This is a genomic window from Streptomyces sp. NPDC020917 (genome assembly GCF_044333795.1).
GTDB lineage: Bacteria > Actinomycetota > Actinomycetes > Streptomycetales > Streptomycetaceae > Actinacidiphila.
Genome location: NZ_JBIRRR010000026.1, coordinates 45,729 through 66,121, shown reverse-complemented (window position 1 = coordinate 66,121; position 20,393 = coordinate 45,729). Strand labels below are relative to the sequence as shown.

General features: G+C 71.7%; 12 protein-coding genes and 1 pseudogene. 6 read left to right on the top strand and 7 right to left on the bottom strand.

The annotated features are described in order from the left end of the window. Positions 1-75 precede the first annotated feature (75 nt). Entirely contained in the window at positions 76-789 is a 714-nt protein-coding gene (locus ACH4TG_RS36705; protein WP_398247017.1) for a hypothetical protein, read from the bottom strand. A gap of 480 nt (positions 790-1,269) precedes the next feature. After that, positions 1,270-1,787 (bottom strand): annotated as a pseudogene (locus ACH4TG_RS36700) (class I SAM-dependent methyltransferase). A gap of 785 nt (positions 1,788-2,572) precedes the next feature. Between ACH4TG_RS36700 and ACH4TG_RS36695 the strand changes: the two are divergent. Further along, positions 2,573-5,569, top strand: coding sequence for a beta-galactosidase (locus tag ACH4TG_RS36695; RefSeq protein WP_398247016.1), 2,997 nt, complete (start codon positions 2,573-2,575; stop codon positions 5,567-5,569). Positions 5,570-5,681: 112 nt separating this feature from the next. Here the strand turns inward: ACH4TG_RS36695 and ACH4TG_RS36690 are convergent, their stop codons facing one another. The 5 genes from ACH4TG_RS36690 to ACH4TG_RS36670 form a co-directional block, all read right to left on the bottom strand. Continuing rightward, positions 5,682-7,652 carry a DUF2264 domain-containing protein gene (locus ACH4TG_RS36690; RefSeq protein ID WP_398247015.1) on the bottom strand — a complete coding sequence of 657 codons (1,971 nt, stop codon included), beginning with the start codon at positions 7,650-7,652 and terminating at the stop codon, positions 5,682-5,684. Positions 7,653-7,668: 16 nt separating this feature from the next. Then, on the bottom strand, positions 7,669-8,724 hold the full coding sequence (locus ACH4TG_RS36685) for a LacI family DNA-binding transcriptional regulator (protein WP_398247014.1): 1,056 nt from the start codon (positions 8,722-8,724) through the stop codon (positions 7,669-7,671). A 46-nt stretch (positions 8,725-8,770) separates the two neighbouring features. After that, on the bottom strand, positions 8,771-10,420 hold the full coding sequence (locus tag ACH4TG_RS36680; RefSeq protein WP_398247013.1) for an extracellular solute-binding protein: 1,650 nt from the start codon (positions 10,418-10,420) through the stop codon (positions 8,771-8,773). A gap of 63 nt (positions 10,421-10,483) precedes the next feature. Then, positions 10,484-11,371 carry a carbohydrate ABC transporter permease gene (locus tag ACH4TG_RS36675; protein ID WP_398247012.1) on the bottom strand — a complete coding sequence of 296 codons (888 nt, stop codon included), beginning with the start codon at positions 11,369-11,371 and terminating at the stop codon, positions 10,484-10,486. Further along, positions 11,368-12,222, bottom strand: a complete 855-nt coding sequence (locus ACH4TG_RS36670) for an ABC transporter permease (protein WP_398247011.1) — start codon at positions 12,220-12,222, stop codon at positions 11,368-11,370. Before ACH4TG_RS36670 ends, ACH4TG_RS36675 begins: the two co-directional genes overlap by 4 nt. A 662-nt stretch (positions 12,223-12,884) precedes the next feature. Here ACH4TG_RS36670 and ACH4TG_RS36665 point away from each other — a divergent pair. From ACH4TG_RS36665 to ACH4TG_RS36645, 5 genes are all read left to right on the top strand, one after another. Next, positions 12,885-15,605 (top strand): hypothetical protein, encoded by a 2,721-nt coding sequence (locus tag ACH4TG_RS36665; RefSeq protein ID WP_398247010.1) that lies wholly within the window; start codon positions 12,885-12,887, stop codon positions 15,603-15,605. Between the two features lie 61 nt (positions 15,606-15,666). Continuing rightward, positions 15,667-16,755, top strand: coding sequence for a GDSL-type esterase/lipase family protein (locus ACH4TG_RS36660; RefSeq protein ID WP_398247009.1), 1,089 nt, complete (start codon positions 15,667-15,669; stop codon positions 16,753-16,755). A gap of 4 nt (positions 16,756-16,759) precedes the next feature. Next, positions 16,760-17,713 carry an acetylxylan esterase gene (locus ACH4TG_RS36655; RefSeq protein WP_398247008.1) on the top strand — a complete coding sequence of 318 codons (954 nt, stop codon included), beginning with the start codon at positions 16,760-16,762 and terminating at the stop codon, positions 17,711-17,713. An 11-nt stretch (positions 17,714-17,724) separates the two neighbouring features. Continuing rightward, positions 17,725-18,876 carry a Gfo/Idh/MocA family protein gene (locus ACH4TG_RS36650; protein ID WP_398247007.1) on the top strand — a complete coding sequence of 384 codons (1,152 nt, stop codon included), beginning with the start codon at positions 17,725-17,727 and terminating at the stop codon, positions 18,874-18,876. A gap of 99 nt (positions 18,877-18,975) precedes the next feature. Further along, positions 18,976-20,337 (top strand): right-handed parallel beta-helix repeat-containing protein, encoded by a 1,362-nt coding sequence (locus ACH4TG_RS36645; protein WP_398247006.1) that lies wholly within the window; start codon positions 18,976-18,978, stop codon positions 20,335-20,337. Positions 20,338-20,393 lie beyond the last annotated feature (56 nt).

The following is a 20,393-nucleotide window of genomic DNA, read 5'->3' as shown; positions in this document are numbered from 1 at the left end:
CGAGCACTCGCTCCCGGCGGCGAGGGCGGACCTCCCCCGTGGCATGGGGTGGGGGAGGGGGGTCCGCCGTCGCGGTCAGTTGGTCAGACGGTCGGTTCCGTAGTGCTCGATGAGGGACTCGTTGGCCTTCAGGTCCAGGTCAGCGGTGAACTTCAGCGAGTCGCGGATCTGGTCGTTGGTGATCGCCGAGGACGGCACTCCGCCCAACGTGTACGTGAAGGACTGGCCGGGGGCCACCTGCCGCTGCGCCAGCGGCACGTCGTGGAACCCGAGGCGGGCGATGTAGAAGGACGTGCCGTCCCCGCGCGGCACCTCCAGGTAGTCCTGCTGCGGGTGGCCGTAGGACTGGGTGGCCGTGTAGCTGTGGTCGTCCGAGCTCGACGGGGCACGGAAGACCAGCACCGCGCAGTCGGTGGAGAGCACCTGGGAGGAGGTGTTGGTGAAGACGAAGTCCCAGTTGCCGTACCACTGGTTGCCGTTGAACGTCACGTACTCGGACAGGCCGACGTTGCTGGTGAACTGGGTCGTGAGCGGTTCGCTGAGGACGGGGTTGGCGCCGCTGATCGGGTGGTCGACGCCGTTGGCGCACCGCTCGAGCGGGGAGTTGTACTGCGACGGCTGACCGGTGGCGACGGCCTGGGTGTAACTGGACGGTCCCGCGGACACCGAAGTGGTGGTGTTCGGATCGGCCGAGGCCGGGCTTCCCCCGGCGAAGGCCGCGAGACCTGCGAGCAGGAGGACGGTACCGAGGCTGGCGGTTAACCCGCGCCCGGTGGACTTTCCGTGCATGGTGGGTCGTTCCCTTCGATCGCGAACGAGTGGGCGTGCAGCCCGCGGTGGGGACCGCGGGCCGGTGGGGGGCACTGCGGCGCGGTGTCGGACACCGCGCCGCCGGTACCTCGTCGACGCGTGGTGCTGGGTGTCGTCCGGCTGCCGCCAGCGGGCGGCAGCAGATGGCAGCCATCCCGACGACGCCCTGCGCAGGGCACGTTCGTACCGTGGCACTCGTGAGCTGTCCTCGCAAGGGTCTGGACCAATTAGGTCTGGACCTTTACACGTCATGGCTGGCCGCAGGCGTGGAGGCGCATTCGTCTGGCCGGTGTGCGGCATGAAATTGGTCTACACCACGGAGCTGCGACGAGGCCGTGCGACAACGTCGTCACCCCCGGATTGGTCCAGTGCGTCCCGCACCGCCGCGCCCCGGCCCGGGACCCGTGCGGGTGCCGCGTGCGCCGGGGACGTGCGGACCGGCGTGCGGATCGTCTGCCGTCATGGCCGCAGAAGCCGGACAGCGAGGAAGCACGGAGCCTCGTGGAGCTTGTCGTAGGCCGCTTCGTCGACTTCCTTCAGGTCGGGCGCCGGGCGGGGCTCCACGAGCCGCTCCAGCACGAATCCGGCGGCCAGCAGCTCGTTCACCAGCGTCTCCAGCGGCATGCGCTGGTAGCGGATCGCCCACGTCCTCCCGGCGATCGGGCGGTCGACCCAGTCCTCGGCGTAGTACGAGCCGCCGAACTTGCGCCAGTCGGCCGTCGGGTGCGTCGTCGAGACGAGCAGCCATCCGCCCGGACGCAGCACGCGGCGCAGCTCGCTGAGGAGGCCCTGCCGGTCGGCGATGTAGTGGAGCATCAAGGCGCACACGATTCCGTCGAAGGACGCCTCGCCGACGAAGTCCAGCGGCTTCTCCGCATCGTGCACGCGCAGTTCGGCCGGTCGCCCAACCGCTCCCGCGCATGAGCCAGGAGTGTGGCGCTGCCGTCGATCCCGACCACCTCGGCGCCGCGCGCCAGGAGTTCGGCCGCGTAGTGCCCGGCTCCGCAGCCGACGTCGAGAACCTTCAGCCCGGCAACGTCCCCTGCGAGTGCGAGCATCGCCGGCCGGTCGGTGTAGGCGTTGTACGGGCTGGTGTCGGCGATCCTCGCGAAGTGGTCACCGAGTTCGCCATGGTAGGCGGTGTGTGGAGGCATCGTGACAGCATCGCGCCGGCGGGCTGCCGACCGCGAGCGGTTTGACGGGGCCCCACCGCGCCATGTGAAGGGCGAACCGGAGCCGGTCACCCCGAAGCCTGACGACACGAAGTGCCCGGTGCCCGTGGTGTGTTGGGAATCGTTGGGTTCGTTGCGCAGCGGCCCCGCTCCGCGATCGGTCCCCACGTGCCGCACCGCGCGGGGTTGGAACGTTTCATGTCGGGCCAGAGTAGCGACCGAATCGGCGTCTGCCTACCGCCTGATGCCAACTCGACGTGTGCCAATGTGGGGGTTGAACCGTCAACTCCACTGGTGCCAACGGGATCTCGTCTCTCTCTGTGAGGAGTGTTGACGCGACGCCCGCACTGTGGTTGCTTTCTGGGCTGCGACATCTTCGCGTTCATTCCCGTGCTTGTTTGCTGAATTCTGTTCAGTCGCGGCCGTGTTGGCCTGGTTGACCCGTTGTCGAAGCCCCTCGGGGGAGGCATGCAGCAGCATAGGCATGAAAACGTTTTCAGGCGGTCCGGACCATGAGCCCTTTCCGCTCCCCGCTCCCGTCACCTCCACTTCCACCTCCATCTCCACTTCCACCTCATCGAGGAGACCATGTGTCTTTGTCACGCCGTACGTTCACGGCCCTGACCGGGGCGGCCGCCGCGTCCCTGGCACTGCCGGCCGGTGCCGAGGCCGCCGCCGGATCCTCCCCGTCCGGCGCCGCGGTGCCGCTGGCGGCCGTCGCGCCGGGGACGGCCCACACGGTCGCCTTCGACCGGTACTCGCTGATCATCGACGGCCGCCGGGTGCCCATCTGGTCCGGCGAGATGCACCCGTTCCGGCTGCCCAGCCCTTCGCTGTGGCGGGACATCCTGCAGAAGCTCGCGGCGAGCGGCTACAACGCGGTGTCGATCTACGCCAACTGGAGCTACCACTCGCCCGCGCCCGGCAGCTACGACTTCACGGGAGTGCGCGACCTCGGGCGGTTCCTGGACATGGCCGCCGAGACCGGGCTGTACGTGATCGTGCGGCCCGGGCCGTACATCAACGGCGAGACGGACGCCGGCGGTTACCCCGGCTGGCTGACGAGCAGCGCCGCCAAGGCCCGCACCAGCGACCCCGTCTACCTGCGGTACGCCGACGAGTGGCTCACCGCGGTCGACAAGGTGATCGCGCCCCGCCAGTACACCCGCGGCGGCGGGACCGTCGTGCTCTACCAGTTGGAGAACGAGTACGCCTCGTACGTCACCAGCGCGACCGGCGCGGACTACATGGCCCACCTGTACGCCAGGGTGCGGGCCGACGGCATCGACGTGCCGCTGTTCCACAACGACAAGGGCCGCAACGGCTACTGGGTCCCGGGCAGTTTCGACACCGGCGGCGAGACCGGCCGCTACCTGTACGCCTTCGACGGCTACGCCAGCGGCAATCCGCCGGACTGGGGCTACTTCGGTATCGGCGGTGACAAGGGCGGCTCCACCGCGAGCCCCGACACCCCCGGCTTCCTGGCCGAGTTCGGCGGCGGCTGGTTCGACGCCTGGGGCGGCGCTGGATTCAACGGGCAGGGGTACGCGGGGGCCTGGGCCGCCCGCGACCCTGCCTACGAGCGCCGCTTCTACCTGACGAACCTGGCCAACGGCATCAAGATCCACAACGTCTACATGACGTTCGGCGGTTCCTCGTGGGGCTGGCTGCCCGCCCCGGTCGTCTACACCTCGTACGACTTCGGCGCGGCCATCGACGAGACGCGGCACCTGACGGCCAAGGTCACCCCGATGAAGCAGATCGGCTCCCTGCTCGCGTCGTTCCCCGACCTCGCCGTGCTCGACCGGGCCGCGGACACGTCCGCGAGCAGCACATCGGTCCGCGTCTACCACCTCACCGACCCGGAGCGCGGCTCCCACGTCTACCTGCTACGCAACGACACCACCCACGACGCCGTCTGCACGCTGCCCGTCGACACGGCGGCCGGCACGCTGACCGTCCCGGCCGTGGCCGGCGGGCTCAAGGTGGCGGCGAAGGACGGCAAGCTCCTCGCCACCGACCTCTCGCTGGGGCGGCGCGCGCTGCTCTACTCCACCGCCCAGCCGATGTGGCGGGCCTCCGGCGCGGACAAGGACCTCGCGGTGTTCACTGGCCGCCCCGGCGACCCGGTCGAGGTCGTCCTGCTCAGCCAGGACGCCCCCACCGTGAACGTCACGGACGGCGAAGCCGACGCGGTCTACGACGAAGCCGCGGGAACGCTGCGGCTCAACGCCGTCCTCGACGGGCTCACGGTGGTGCGGATCGACGGCGGCGGCCAGGCCGCCCCGCTGGTGGTGCTGCTGGCGGACGACGACGCGGCGGCCGCCCTGTGGCCGCGGGACACCGACGCCGGCTCCGTGCTCGTCAGCGGCCCCGCCCTGGTCCGCACCGTGCGCATCACCGGCCGCAGCGTCCACCTCACCGGTGACACCACCGCGGCCACCGGCCTGCAGGTCTGGTCGGCCGGGCCGTTGAGCGCGGTGGAGTGGAACGGCCAGGACATCGCCGTGACCGCGACCCGTTCCGGCGGCCTCGCGGCCCGCAACCCGCTGCGCGGCCCCGGAGCCGTGTCGCTGCCCGTCCTCACCGGCTGGCGGTACGCCGCGGAGAACCCGGAGGCCGACCCGGCGTTCGACGACAGCGCCTGGCGCGCCTGCGACCTGACGACCAGCCACAGCAGGACCGCGGTGCCGGACGGGCAGCCGGCCGTGCTGTTCGCGGACGACTACGGCTTCCACTACGGCGACGTCTGGTACCGCGCGGAGATCGCCGACGCGAGCGGCGCGCAGGACCTCGCCCTGACCTACCAGACGGGCACCCTCGGCCTGCTGATGGCCTGGTGGGACGGCCGGCCGCTCGGCACCCACCGGATGCCGGTCCCCGCGAAGGCCGAGGTCACCACCGGCACCTGGTCCGCCACGGCCGCCTTCACGGTGCCCCAGGACCTGCGCGGCTCCGGGCCGCACACCCTCGCGGTGCTGGTCCGGCGGATGGGCCACGACGAGGACGGCGGTGCCAACGACGCGTTCAAGGCCGCCCGCGGTCTGACTGCCGCGACCCTCGACGGCGCGCCGTTGAACTGGCGCATCCAGGGCGCTTCGGGGTACGACGCGGTACGCGGCCCCCTCAACAACGGCGGCCTGTACGGCGAGCGCGAGGGCTGGCACCTGCCGGGGTTCCCCGACCGGGCGTGGTCGCCGGTCACGCTGCCGCACACCGACACCCGGCAGGGCGTGGCCTGGTACCGCACCGCGTTCACCCTCGCCGTCGACAGCGGCACCGACGCGTCGATCGGTCTGACGTTCACCGACGACCCGGCGCGCGCCTACCGCGTGCAGATCTTCCTCAACGGCTGGAACGTCGGCCAGTACGCCAACGACGTCGGCCCGCAGCACACCTTCGTCCTGCCGAACGGCATCCTGCGCACCCGCGGCGGCAACACCCTCGCCCTGGCGGTGCTCAGCGACGGCAGCGGACCGGCCGGACCCGCGCTGCCGGCGCTCACCCTGCTCGGCGCAGCGGCCGGCGGCACGCCCGTCGAGGACGTCGCCTCACCCGGCTACCGGCCGGGCGGCACGCAGGGCTGACGACCCTGAGGGCACGCCGGAACTCCCGGCGGGGAGCCCGACCGATGGTGCTCGGTCGGGCTCCCCGCCGGGAGCGGGGTGACGGTCCGGGTGGCGCGAAGGGCCCGGGCCGTCACACGGGTGACTCTCCCGTCACCCGGATCTGTTCCGCCGTCCCGTCCGGGAAGACGATCCGCACGCTTCCGTCAGCCGTGACGGTCGCGCTCGTGCCGGTGCGCAGCGCCTGCGCGTCGCCGTACACCGACGGGTCGGCCGTCAGGACGACCAGGCTCGCCAGGATCCTGGTCCCGCCGGGGTGGCGGGCGGTGAGCACCGGCGTCGCCGAGTGGCGGCCGTAGGCGTTGTGGCCGCGGGCGGAGGTGACCGAGCTGCGGCAGCCGGCGTCGGGCGCGTCGCCCTCCCAGCCGAGGAGGGCCACCAGGGCGCTGGTCAGGCCGTCCTGGCGGTGGGCCGCGGCCCACCCCGGCCCCGTCTCCTCGACGGGGGACGCCTCGTCGCCGGCCACCGCCCATCCGCCCTCGCGGACCAGCGCGCCGGCCGGTGCCTCGACCCGGTGGATGCGCACCTCCCACGGCCCGTGGGCGACGCTGGCGGTGGTGATGCGGGCGTACTCGCCGTTGTCCGCGGCCGGGCGGGTGTGCCAGGAGGCGGCGCGGCGGCCCTCGGCGAACAGCCGGTGGATGCGGCCGCGGACCGAGGGCCCGGGCACGTCCAGCAGCGCGATCTGGTTGTCGGGACCGGGCGGTTCGTCCGCCGGCGGCGTCTCCGGGGCGGTGGCGGTGGAGTAGGCGAAGCGGGTGTAGTGCGGGTTGTCCTTGGCGGTGGACGTCGGTGTCTGGTGGTCGCTGCCGTGGTTGACCAGCCGGACGATGCCGTCGGACGCCGTGGAGTGCAGCAGCCATCCGGGGCCGGGCAGCGCCAGGTAGCGGTCCGCGGTGTCGACCGGGCTCGGCTCCTCGCGGGCCGTCCACACCGGGTGGTCGGCGGGCAGCAGCAGCCCGAGGAACGCCTTGTTGGCCCAGTAGGGCGAGGCGGGCCCGGAGTAGGGCTGGGTGACGGGCAGGAAGGGGCCGTACCAGCCCAGGCGCAGCAGGCCCTCCTCGTCCGGCACCCCCCGCTCCGCGAAGTGCTTGAGGGTGCCCGAGGCCAGCCGGCGGGTGCGGCCGGGCGGCAGGGGAGTGGCGCCGGCCAGCGCCCCGGCCCACAGCGGGGCGGCCGCGGCGAAGCGGTAGGTCAGCGAGCGGCCCTGGTGGATCGGCGCGCCGTCGGCACCGAAGAAGTACTGGTGGGTCTCCAGGAACCGGCGCAGGCGTTCGCGGTGGGTGGTGACCAGCATGCCGTCCGCCCGGGGACCGGCGATGCGGGCCCACAGCACGGGGTACAGGTGCAGGGTCCAGGCGTTGTAGTAGTCGAACTTCTGCCCGTCGCCGTCGGTGTACCAGCCGTCGCCGCGGTACCAGTCGTCGAGCCGGGCCAGGCCCGCGTCGATCTCGGCGCGGCGGTGCGGGGCGCCGACCGAGGCCAGGAACTCCTCGGTGACGACCTGGAACAGCCGCCAGTTGGAGTCGTTGGGCTTGGCGCCGACGAACCCGCCGAGCCAGGTGGCGACGCGCTGCCTGACCGCGTCGGGGAGGGTGTCCCAGATCCACGGCCGCGTCTCGTGCAGGGCGATGGCGATCGCCGCGGCCTCCACCATGGACTGCGCTCCGTCGGTGATGGCCGGCCAGCTCTCCCGGTGGTCGGGATCAGCGCCGGCAGCAAGGCCCGCGGAGTAGCGCTCGATGAGGTCGCGGATGCGGGTGCTGCCGGGTTCGTCCCGGCCGCCGGCGCCGGAGATGCGGCAGGCGGCGAGGGTGAACGACCGGGCGAAGCCCTCGAGTCCGTCCGAAAGGGCACCGTGATACCCGGTCCTGCCGGGCAGCCGGTACTGGGCTCTGTGCGGTGAGGCGTAGGGGAGCAGTGCGGCCAGCATGTGGTCTGCGGCGGCCTCCCAGTGGGCCCGGGTGTAGCCGGTGTACGGCGACAACTCCGGGTCCAGGGGCGGTTGCTGGTGGGAATCGGCCAAAAGGTGCGGCGCGGTCATGCCGGTTCGGGCCCTTTCATGGGGTGCGCTCCGCTGGGGGCGCGGCGACGCTTTCGCGTACGACGATGTGAGTGCCGAGCACATGACGGGTGCTCAGGGAGTCCTCGGCCGAGCGCAGGGCGATGCGCACGGCCTCACGGCCCAGCTCCTCGGCGGGAGTGCGGACCGTGGTCAGCGGCGGATGGAAGTCCGCCGCCAGGGGGATGTCGTTGTAGCCGACGACGGAGATGTCGTCGGGGACGCGCAGGCCGGCGTCGGCGATGGCCCGCAGGGCGCCGGCGGCCACCATGTCGTCCCCGGCGAACACGGCGGTGAACTCCCTCTCGCCCTTCAGGAGTTCGGCCATGGCGCGCTGTCCGTTGGCGCGGCCCAGGCCGCAGTCCACGACATGCGCGGCCTGCGGCGGCAACCGGTGTTCGGCCAGCGCGGCCCGGTACCCGGCGACGCGGGCGTCCAGGGCCGTGTTGCCCGGCAGGCCGCCCAGGAAGACGATCTTCCGGTGGCCCGCGGACAGCAGATGGCTGGTGATGGCGCGGGCGCCCGCCTCGTTGTCGAACTCGACCACCAGGGCGGGGATGTCCGGGCCGGGCGCCGGGCGCCCGCACAGCACCAGCCGGGAGCCCGCGGCGTCCAGGGCCTGCGCGTACTGGGCGACGCGCCCGCGGTAGTCGTCGTCCTCGACGACACCGCCGACCAGGATCACCAGCCGGGCGCCCTCCTCCCGCATGAGCTGGACGAACTCCAGCTCCCGCTGCGGCTCGCCGCCGGTCTGGCCGACCAGGCACAGCCAGCCGTGGGCGGCGGCCTCCGCCTCGACGCCCTCGGCGACGTGCGCGTAGAAGGGGCTGGTGACCTGGCGCACCAGGACGGCGACCATCTTGCGGCCGCCGCCCACCAGCGCGCGGGCGTGCGCGTTGGCCACGTAGTCGAGGGCCTGCGCGGCACGCAGCACTCTGGCCCGGGTGGTCTGCGGAACCGGGTAGTTGCCGCTGAGCACCCGGGACGCGGTGGCGACGGACACGCCTGCCCGCTCTGCCACGTCCCGGATGGTGACCCGCCGCTTCGCCGCCATGTCGCTCCTGTCTCCAGCCCCTGCTGCCCTGTACGCCGTCCACGCCTCACGTGTTCGCGGCGTGTTCCTTCGCGTACTCGTCGGCCATTCTGTCGCCGCCGCCCGAGCGCCACTTGCTGATGGCGCCGTCCAGCGCGGACAGCGGCGCCCGACCGGCGATCACCGAGGTGATCGTGTCGTCCATGCCCGCCTTGAGCGTGGTGCCCTGCGCGTTGAAGGTGGCGGACTGCAACCCGAACGACGCGTCGCGGATGGCGACCGGCACCACCTTCTGCTGCCAGGCGTGCAGGGCGCGTGTCGCGTCGGGCAGGCCCGGGACGAACAGCACCTGCGGGCCCTCGGCCAGGTAGCGGAACGGCAGGTTGGCGATGTTCTCGACCTGGCCGAGCTTGGTGGGCACCGGCGAGCCGCCCTTGTCGCGGGTGAAGTGCACGCCCTCCACGCCGAAGTGGGTCAGCTCGTACTCCTTGGTACCGAACGGGGCCGCCAGGTAGTCCAGGACGCGCAGCAGCAGCTGGATGCGTTCCTTGCTCGCCTTCTTCAGGATCGTGTAGCCGAACGAGCGGCGGGCGGCGACGACGCCGCCGGGAGTGCCGTCGACCGCGTACGGCACCGCGGGCGCCGGCGTCAGCAGGCCCTTGGAGTCCGGGTACAGCGCCGTGTAGTTGCCGAAGCCGTTCTGCAGCGAGCCGATGGTGCCGTTGAGCATCAGGGTGTACGCGTCCGAGGTGGACAGCGACGTGGAGTCCGGGTGGTAGTAGCCGTCCTTGCGCAGCTGCGCCTGGAAGGCGACTGCCGCCTTGAACCGCTCGTCGGTGTAGCCGGCGTGGAAGGCGCCCTTGCCGTCCACCGCCCAGCCCTGCGGCGCGTTGTGCGCCGCGGAGTGCACGTTGTTGTTGAAGTCCGAGCCCTTCGCCGAACCGAGCGCGTAGGTCTTGCCGTGGGTCGCCTTCTTGGCGACGGAGACGAAGTCGTCCGAGGTCCAGCCGTCGTGCATGCCGGCACCGGTGAACATGCCCTGGTTGAGCCACAGCGTCGAGCCGGGGATCGGCCGCTCCAGCGGGATGCCGTAGATCCTGCCGCCGATGCGGCCCATGTCGCGCCACGCCTGGGCGGGGATCCCGGCCAGGTTCGGGTAGTCCTTGACGGCCTCGCCCGACAGGTGCGGCGTCAGGTCCTCGGCCCGCACCTGGACGAACTGGGCCTCGCGCGGCAGGACGAAGCCGGAGAACATGTTGATGATGTCGGGCAGCGAGCCGGGGTCGCCGGCCATCACCGTGGCCATCTTGGCCTGGTAGTCGTCCGTGGGGATGACGGTGTACTCGATCTTGACGCCGAGCGCCTTCTCCACGGCCTTCCAGTACTGGTTGCTCGCCTCCGGCTTGGGCGGCGTGCCGAAGGTGACCGACATGACCTTGATCGTCGAGCCGTCACCCGGGGTGCGCGAGACCGAACTGACCAGGTTCGAGGGGTAGGAGGTGAAGCCGGCCTGCACGCCCGCGGTGGTGGGCGCCAGGTCCGGCGTCGGTCCGGCGGCCGGGTGGAACGCGGGCCAGGGGGCGAGCTTCTTGCCCGCGTTGGACACGTCGCCGCCCGACGTGGTCGAGGAGCAGGCGCTGAGCAGTCCGGGGACGGAGACCGCGGCACCGGTCGCCGCGATGGAGCGCAGCAGGGTGCGCCGGGACATTCTGGACATGGCAGGGTGGCCTTTCGAGGGAGTGCGGCCGTTCGAGGGGGTGCGGGGACGGGGGCCGGGACGTCAGCTCTTGATGGCGCCGGTGAGCACGCCCTTGGTGAAGTACTTCTGAAGGAAGGGGTAGGCGAGCAGGATCGGCACGGTGGCCATCACCACGACGGCCATCTGGATCGTCTGCGGCGCGTTGACCGCGCCGTCGCCCAGCGTCGTGTCGGTCAGCCCCGAACCGGCCACGACGTAGGTGCGCAGCACCTGTTGCAGGGGCCAGTGGTCGCTGCTGAGGTACAGCGAGGCGTAGAACCAGGAGTTCCAGTACGAGACGGCGTAGAACAGGCCGACGACGGCGAGTGCGGCCTTGGACAGGGGCAGCACGATCGACCACAGCACCCGCAGGTCGCCGGCGCCGTCGAGCCGCCCCGCCTCGTAGAGCTCCTCGGGGATCCCCTGGAAGAACCCGCGCAGCACGATCAGGTTGAAGACGTTGACCAGCAGCGGAAGGATCAGCGAGGAGTAGCTGTTGAGCAGGCCCAGGTTCTTGACGAGCAGGAAGCTCGGGATCATGCCGGGCGGGAAGAGGAAGGTGAACAGGATGAGCAGCAGCACCGGCCTGCCGCCCGTGACCCGGGGGCGCGCCAGCGCGTAGGCGAGAGTCACCGTGCACAGCAGGCTCAGCGCGGTGCCCACCAGGGTGACACCGAGGCTGACGCCGAGCGCGTGGGTGACGATGCCGCCCTGCAGGATGTCGTGGTACGCCCTGAGCGTCGGGTGCTCGGGCCACAGCACCCAGCCGCCGTTGGCCACCACCTCCCGCTGCGAGGCGAGCGAGGTGGAGACGACGATCAGGAAGGGCACGCAGACCAGTGCGACGACCACGGCGAGCGCCACGGCCTTGGCGGACTGGGTGACGGGCTTCGGCTTCTCCATCCAGCCGGGCCGTACGGTCGCGCTCACTTGTAGACCCCCTGCTCGCCGAGCCGATGGGCGATCTTGTTGGCCGCGTAGACCAGCACGGCACCGATCACGCCCTTGAACAGGCCTGCGGCGACCGCCAGTCCGTAGTCGCCGCCGACGATGCCGCGGTAGTAGACGAAGGTGTCGATGACCTCCGCTGCCTGCGGGCCCACCGCGTCGCGCTGCAGCAGCATCTGCTCGAAGCCGACCGAGAGGATGTCGCCGAGCCGCATGATGAGCAGCAGCACGACCACCGGGCGGATCGCGGGCAGCGTGACGTGCCAGAACCGCCCCCAGGGGCCGGCGCCGTCGATCGCGGACGCCTCGTACAGCTGCTCGTCGACCTGCGAGAGCGCGGCGAGGAAGATGATCGTGCCCCAGCCGGTGTCCTTCCAGATCACCTGGGCGATCAGCAGCGGCTTGAACGCGTCCGGGTTCCCGATGATGTCGACCGTGTGCAGGCCGGCGTCACCCAGGTACCCGTTCAACATGCCGGTGCCGCCAAGCACTTGCTGGAACATCGCCACGACGATGACCCACGAGATGAAGTGCGGCAGGTACACCACCGACTGCACGAAGCGCCGCACCGTCGACCAGGTCAGGCTGTGCAGCAGCAGAGCGAGCGCCAGCGGGACCGGGAAGTAGAACACCAGCTGCAGCAGCGCGATCCAGGCGGTGTTGAGGACCGCGTGCCAGAACGCGCTGTCCCCGAAGAGCTGCTGGAAGTTGCCGAAGCCGGTCCAGGGGCTGCCCCAAAGGCCGGCGAACGGCACGTAGTCCTTGAACGCGACGACGTTGACGATCAGCGCGCCGTACTGGAAGACCAGGAAGTAGGCGAGCCCCGGCACCATCAGCAAAAACAGCGTCCAACTGCGACGCCTGTGAAAACCTTTTCGTTTGATCGGAGCATCCGGCGAACGATGATGGCCGTCGGAGGCCGTCGCCTTTCCTGGGAGCTCCCGTATCAGCGCCGCCACGGCGCCTCCTCACCATCGGGTGCTGGGTGAGCGGTAGTTAAAACGTTTTCAGACCTCGCGTCAACGGGTCTGACACAAATCGCAGGTAGGATCCGCGGTCCGGTCGGTGATTCGCCGGAATTGAGGCGATCTGATCCATGAATCGGTTCATCCTGCACGCCAGTTGGGCGCCCTTCGATGCCGAAGTCGCGCTCGCCGGCGGCCCGTTGCCGGCCTGGCCTGCCCTCGCCTGATCGGATGGGCGACCGATGTCCTGCAAGTCGGCGGTGGGTAACCCCAGTTCAGATGGCGTGTGGGGGGTGGCCGGCGCAGCGAGGGGCGTGCTCGTGCCTCTCCGCGGACTCTGCGCGATGGCTTGACACCACTCTCGGGCGGGCTTAGAACGATTCATCGTTCGCGCTCTGTCCGACACACGGCCTACTCCGCTCGCCACCACCCGGAGACGCCGCTGTCGGCATGCGCAACACATCCCGGCTCTCTCGCCACCCGCTTCCGCGCTCCCTTTCGCGTAGTTCCGACCTGACTGGAGTCTGTCCATGCCTGAGGGGTCCCCGCTCAACCGACGTACGTTCCTCGGCGGCGCATCGATCGCCGCAGCGGCTCTCGCCCTCGGCTCCGCCGGCCGCGCGACCGCCGCCGGCACACCGCCGGCCTCCGCTCCGGCCGGAGCCGCCCAGGGGGTGGACCTGCACTGGCTGGACGGCCGGCCCGCCGCCACCACCGGTGCGGCCTGGGGCGTCCCCTGGCCGCAGGGCCAGGTCGCCGCAAGCACCGCGTTCGCGCTGCAGGACAGCGGCGGCGACCAGGTGCCCGTGCAGTCCTGGCCGCTGGCCTACTGGCCCGACGGGACGCTGAAGTGGACCGGCCACGCCGTGTCCTCCACCGCAGCCCTCACCGACGGCTACCACCTGGCGCCGGGGACGCCGGCCGCCCCGAAGCAGCCGGTGACCGTCGCCCGCAGCGGCGACGAGATCCGCCTCGCCAACGGCGTACTGGACCTGCGCCTTGCCGCGAGCGGCCCGGTGGTGATCCGCACGATCGCCCGCTCGGGGCGCACCACCGCAGCCGACGGCCGCCTGGTGCTGATGCTGCAGGACCAGCCCGACGACACGTCGAGCACCCGGCACACCTCGTGGAGCGGGGTCGTCGAGAGCGCCGAGATCGAGCAGTCAGGGCCGGTGCGCGCGGTGGTCAGGCTGGCCGGCCACTACCGGCAGGACACCCCGCCGCGGTACGGCAACGGCGGCCGGGCGATCCTGCCCTGGACGATGCGCGTGTACCTGGGCGCGGGCGACGAGTCGCTCCGCGTGATGCACGAATTCGTCTGGGACGGCGACCCCTCCAAGGACTTCGTCCGCGGCCTCGGCCTGCAGCTCGACGTGCCGATGAGCGACCAGCCGTACAACCGGCACATCCGCTTCGCCGGCCCCGACAAGGGCGTGTGGGGGGAGTCGGTGGTCGGCCTGACCGGCCTGCGCCGCGACCCGGGGGCGGCGGTGCGCGCCGCCCAGATCGCCGGCACCGCGACGCCGCCGGTGTCGGCGTGGGACGCGACGGTGCAGAAGGGCTGGCAGGACCTTCCCGCCTGGGCCGACTTCAGCCTCGTGCAGCACTCGGCGGCGCAGGCCGTGGTGTGGAAGCGCACGTCCGCCGCGTCCGCATGGCTCAAGCACGCCGGCTTCGCCGACCGCGCCCCCGGCTTCGGCTACGTCGGCGGCGTCAGCGGCGGACTCGGCCTGGGCCTGCGGGACTTCTGGCAGCAGTTCCCGCGCGCCCTTGACATCCGCGGCGCCGCAGGCGACACCGCGACGGTCACCCTGTGGTCCTGGTCTCCGCACGCCGGGGCGATGGACCTGCGCGCCTACGACGCCGCGAGCCACGGCCTCGACCTGGCCTACGAGGACGACCGCTACGGCTTCGGCCTGTCCACGGGCATGGCCCGGTCGACGGACATGCAGCTGTGGGCGCTCGACACCACGCCCTCACGCGACGCCGTCGGCGTGCTGGCCGGCGCGCTCGCCTCCCGCCCGCAGCTGGTCGCCGACCCGACGACGTACCACGGCGTCGGTGTGTTCGGCCGGTGGAGCCTGCCCGACCGCAGCACCTCGGGGCGCAGGCAGCTGGAGGACTCGCTGGCGAGCAACGTCGCGTTCTACGCCGGGCAGGTCGAGCAGCGCCAGTGGTACGGGTTCTGGGACTACGGCGACGTCATGCACAGCTACGACGGCGACCGGCACGTCTGGCGGTACGACGTCGGCGGCTACGCCTGGGACAACGCCGAGCTCGGATCCGACGCGGCCCTGTGGTACCAGTTCCTGCGCACGGGAGACCCGCAGACCTTCCACCTCGCGCGCGCGATGACCCGGCACGTCACCGAGACAGACATGATCCGCACCGGGCCGTTCGCCGGCCTCGGCTCGCGGCACGACGTGCAGCACTACGCCGACGGCGGCAAGGAGCCCCGCGTCTCCGAGGCCTACACCAAGCGCTTCATGTACTACCTGACCGCCGACGAGTTCGTCGGCGACGCCATGCGGGTGCCGCTCCAACTGGACACCACCCTGCTGAAGTACCCGCCCCTGCGCGACTACCTGGCCACCCCCGCCGGCGTGCCCACCGTGATCCGTATCGGCCCCGACTGGTACGCGCTGGTCAGCAACTGGCTCACCGAGTGGGAGCGCACCGGCGACACCAAGTGGCGCGACCGCATCGTCACCGGCATGCGGGACATCGCCGCGCTCCCGGCCGGCCTCTTCACCGGCCAGCAGGGCGGCGCCGTCGGCTACGACCCCGCCACCGGCCACATCAGCGACCTGAAGCTCGGCGGCGACTGGGGCAAGGTCAACCTGACCATGGTGTTCTGCGGCGAGCAGATCATGTGGGAGACCACCGGGCTGGTCGACGTACCCGAGTTCCGGGCGAAGCTGCTCGAGTTCTGCCGCTACGTGCAGGCGCCCGCCGCGGAGATCACCGCGCACTTCGGCTTCAAGTTCAGCACCAGCGCGCCTGGCGTCTTCTACTCGCGGATGACCGCCTGGGCCGGCGAGCAGACCGGCGAGCCGGCGGTGCAGCAGCGCGGCTGGGACGCGTTCTTCAACGACGGCGGCGGCACGCCCTGGTCCGCGCCCACGCAGATCGACGGCTCCGCCGCGTTCAGCAAGGTCGACGAGGTCCCGGGCATGGGCACCAACGGGTTCGCGCAGAACACCCTGGCGATGATCGCGCTGCTCGCCGTCGCCCCCGACCAGGCGCCGTGACCCGGCGGCCCGCGCCCGCCTCCCGCACCGGCCCCTCGCCCACACCCTCAAGGGAGTACCCATGAACGGGATCACCCGCCTGCTGGCCGCGGTCGCGGTCACGACGGCCGCGACCGCTCTGCCGGGAACCGCCGTCGCGGCCCCCGGCGCGCCGCTGCCGGGCGACCAGATCGCCCAGCACTGCGTCCAGGGCACCGACGGAACCGGCCTGACCTGCTCCTTCGATGTACCGCCCGGCGCGTACGACGTGCACGTGGCCCTCGGCAGCCGCACCGCCGCCGCGGACACCGGAGTGGAGGTCGAGGCGAACAGGACCGTGATCGCCCCCGTCGCGACCGCGGCCGGCCGCCTCGCCGTCCGGAACGTCACCGTCGACGTGCGCACCCCGGAGAGCATGCCCGACGGCCAGGAGGGCGACGGCACCCCCGGCCTGCAGATCCGTCTCACCGGCACGTCACCCGCGCTCGCCGGACTGCAGGTGACGGCGCGCCCGCACGCCCCGCGGCTGTTCGTGATCAGCGACTCCACCGCGTGCGACTGGCTCACTACCGTCCAGCGGGGCTGGGCGCAGGAACTGCCGCAGTACTTCGGCGCCGGCATCGACGTCGCCAACTGGGGTGTCTCCGGCTCCAGCACCGTCTCCTGGCTGTCCAGCCCCAAGCTCTTCGCGACGCTCGAGCCCCGGATCCGGCCCGGCGACGAGGTGTTCATCCAGCTCGCGCACAACGACAAGACCACCCCCGAGGACACCTACCGCGCGAACCTGCTGAGCCTCGTCGACGGTGTGCGCGCGCAGGGCGGCAGGCCGGTCCTGGTCACCCCGCCGGTGCGGCACCTCTTCGGCGCCGACGGGAAAATCACCGCCACCGGACGGATCGTCAACAGCCTCGGCGTGGACCTTCCCGCGGTCATGCGCGCTGTCGCCCGGCAGAACGGCGTGACGCTGCTCGACCTCACCGCCGACAGCGAGGCCCTGATGGAACGGCTCGGCCCCGACGCCTCCTGGCAGCTCTACGCGGACCTGCCCGCCGGCCGCAGCCAGACCCACTTCGACGCCGGGGGCGCCACCACCGTCGCCGGCCTGGTCGCCGACGAGATTGCCGGCGCGCACCTGCCGGCCGCGGGTTTCCTCACCGAAGCGCGCGGGTGACCGCATGGCCCAGTTCGACCTTCCGCTTCCCCTCCTCCGCACCCACCAAAGCACCTCCGCCGAACCCGGGGACTTCGACGCCTTCTGGGACAAGACCCTGCAGGAGGCGCGGCAGCACCCGCTCGACGCGCGGTTCGACCCGGTGGACACCGGGATCTCCACCCTGCGGACCTTCGACGTGACGTTCCGCGGGCACGGCGGCCACCCCGTCAAGGGATGGCTGTCCGTGCCCGCGCACGCCACCGGCCCCCTGCCCGTCATCGTCCAGTTCATCGGCTACAACGGCGGCCGCGGACTCCCGCACACCCACACGCTGTGGGCGTCCACCGGCCGGGCCCACTTCGTCATGGACACCCGCGGCCACCTGCGCGCCGAGACACCCGACCCGGACCCCTCCGCACCCGCGGCCCCGGGCATGATGACCCGCGGCGTCGACGCGCCCGAAACCTACTACTACCGGCGGGTGTTCACCGACGCCGTGCGCGCCGTGGAGGTGGCGCGGGCGCACCCGGCGGCGGACGCGGCGCGGACCGCCGTGCTCGGCACCAGCCAGGGCGGCGGGATCGCCGTCGCCGTGGCCGGGCTGGTGCCCGACCTGGCGGCCGTCGTCTCCAACGTGCCGTTCCTGTGCGACTTTCCGCGCGCGGTGACGCTGACGGACCGCTCCCCGTACCGGGAGATCGGCACCTACCTGCAGGCGCGGCAGGAGTCCGCCGCCCGCGTCCTGCGGACCCTCGCCTACTTCGACGGGGTCCACTTCGCCGCACGCGCCACGGCCCCTGCCCTGTTCTCGACGGGGCTCGAGGACCAGACGTGTCCTCCGTCCACCGTCTTCGCGGCCTTCAACGCCTGGGCCCACCCGGACAGGACCATCGAGGTGTACGAGTTCAACGGCCACGAAGGCGGCGGGCCCCGGCAGGACGCCGTCGCGATGACGTGGCTCGACCGCCATCTGTGAAAGGAGACACGATGACCCGGACCGTGGTGCTCGCCGGCGCCTCGGGCTACGGACGCACCTATCTGCAGGAGATCGCCGCGCTGGAGGCGGCGGGAGCCGTCCGGCTGGCCGGCGTCTGCGATGTGCGTCCCCTGGACGCCGAGGGCCGGGCGCTCGCCGGCGACCGGCCGTTCGACACCGACCTCGGCAGGCTGCTCGACCGCACCCGTCCGGACATCGGGATCGTGGCCACGCCCATCCACACCCATCTGCCGCTGGCACGGCAGGTCCTCGGCGCCGGCGCGCACCTGCTGGTGGAGAAGCCGCCGCTGCCCACCGCCGAGGACTGGCGGGAACTCGTCCGGCTCGGCCGGGCCGCGGACCGCGTGTGCCAGACCGGCTTCCAGAGCCTCGGCTCGCAGGCGGTTGTGCGGCTCGGCCGGCTGATGGCGGAGGGCAGGTTCGGACGGATCAGGGGCATCGGCGGATACGGCGCGTGGTCGCGGCCGAACGGCTACTACCGCCGCGCCGCCTGGGCGGGCCGCCGCGAGGTCGACGGCAGGCCCGTGGTCGACGGCGCCCTCACCAACCCCTTCGCCCACATGATCTCGACCGCGCTGCAGCTGGACGCGAGCACGGGCTGGGACGACGTGGACGCCGTCGAACTCGAACTGTTCCACGCCCGCGACATCCAGGCCGACGACACCTCGTGCGTGCGCCTGCGCACCGGGCACGGGACCGTCGTCACCGCCGCGGTGACGCTGTGCGCCGAGACCGCCGCCGCCCCGGTGCTGATGGTGTACGGCACCCACGGCCACGCGACACTGCACTACACCACGGACCTGCTGGCGTTCGACGGCATGCGGGAGCGGCACAGCAGGACCTCACCGCTGCAGAACCTGCTGGCCCACCTCGACGACGACCGCGTCCCGCTGCAGTCCGGCCTCGACGCGTGCGGCGGCTTCATGCGCGTCCTCGAGGCCGTGCGCACCGCGCCCGATCCGCTGCCCATCGACCCGGCGTGGGTCCGGCACTCGGACGGGGAGCACGGGGACGGCGGCGGCGACGACGCGAGCGTGCAGGTGATCGGCGTCGAGGCGGCGGTGCGCGCGTCGGCCGAGCGACTGGCGACGTTCGGGGAACTCGGCGTCCCCTGGGCGCCCGCGCCCGCATCCCGTCCGTAATACCCGTTCGGGCCCGGCCGCGACCACGCCCTCGGGGCGGGCGGCGCCGGGCCGCATCCGCAGGACCATCCGCAGGACCAGACGATTCGGAGTGAGCGAATGAGACCATCCAGAGGTGCGGCACGTGTTCTGCTCGGCTCGGCGGTCCTCGTGAGCGCCGGCGCCCTCGTCGTCGACTCGGCGGCCGTGAGCAGCGCCGCGAGCCACAACCCGCATCCGGACAGCGGCGCCGTGTACTACGTCGCGCCCGGCGGCAGTGACGGCGCGGCGGGAACGAGGAGCGCGCCCTGGGCGTCGTTCGCCCACGCCCAGGAGGTCGCGCAGCCCGGCGACACCGTCTACTTCCGCGGCGGCACGTACACCTACACGCAGGCGAACACGAGTTGCGCGAGCCAGACGGCGCGGGTCGACGCCGTCACGCTCAACAAGAGCGGCACGTCCGGCAGCCCGATCAGCTACTGGGCCTTTCCGGGGGAGAAGCCGGTCTTCGACTTCTCGCACATGACCGACGACTGCCGGATCAAGGGATTCGACGTCACCGGCAGCTGGATCCACCTCAAGGGCCTGGAGATCACCGGAGTTCCGCAGAACAACACCCTCAACCACGAGTCGTGGGGCGTGTGGAACTCCGGCAGCGACAACACCTACGAGCAGCTCGACATCCACGACATCATGGGCCCGGGCCTGTTCCTCAACACCGGCGGCGGCAACCTCGTGCTGAACTCGGATTCCCACGACAACTACGACCCGAACAGCTCCAGCGGCCCCGGCACCAACGCCGACGGATTCGGCGCCCACATTCCGGCGAACAACCCCGGGAACGTCTTCCGCGGGGACCGCTCGTGGAACAACTCCGATGACGGGTTCGACCTGATCAACGCCCTGTCCTCGGTGACCATCGAGCAGTCGTGGACCTGGTCCAACGGGTACGTCCCGGGGACGAGGACGAGCGCCGGTGACGGCAACGGATTCAAGGCCGGCGGGTACGGCGGCACATACGTCGCAGGCGGGGTCAAGCACACTGTCCGCGACTGCGTGGCCTTCGGCAACAAGGCGTCCGGTTTCTACGCCAACCACCACACCGTGGCCGACGACTTCTTCAACGACACCGGCTACGACAACCACCCCGACTTCAACATGCTCGGCGTCGCGCACGACGGCACCGCCACCGGGCTGGGGACCCTGCGCAACGACATCGCGTACAAGGGGACGCTGACGTCGAACATGACCGGCACGGATTCCGCGGACAACTCGTGGGATCTGGGAATCGCCCTGGCGGACACCCAGTTCCAGAGCGTGTCGACCTCCGGCTGGGACGTGAAGCGCCAGCCGGACGGTAGCCTGCCGAACGTGCCCTACCTCCACCCGGCGGCCACGAGCGACCTGATCGACGCGGGCACCGACGTGGGCCTGCCGTACAAGGGGAAGGCTCCGGACCTCGGCGCGTTCGAGATCTCCTGACACCTGCCGCCACCGTTCGCCCTGCGCCGGGCCGGCCTCCGACCGGCCCGGCTCCG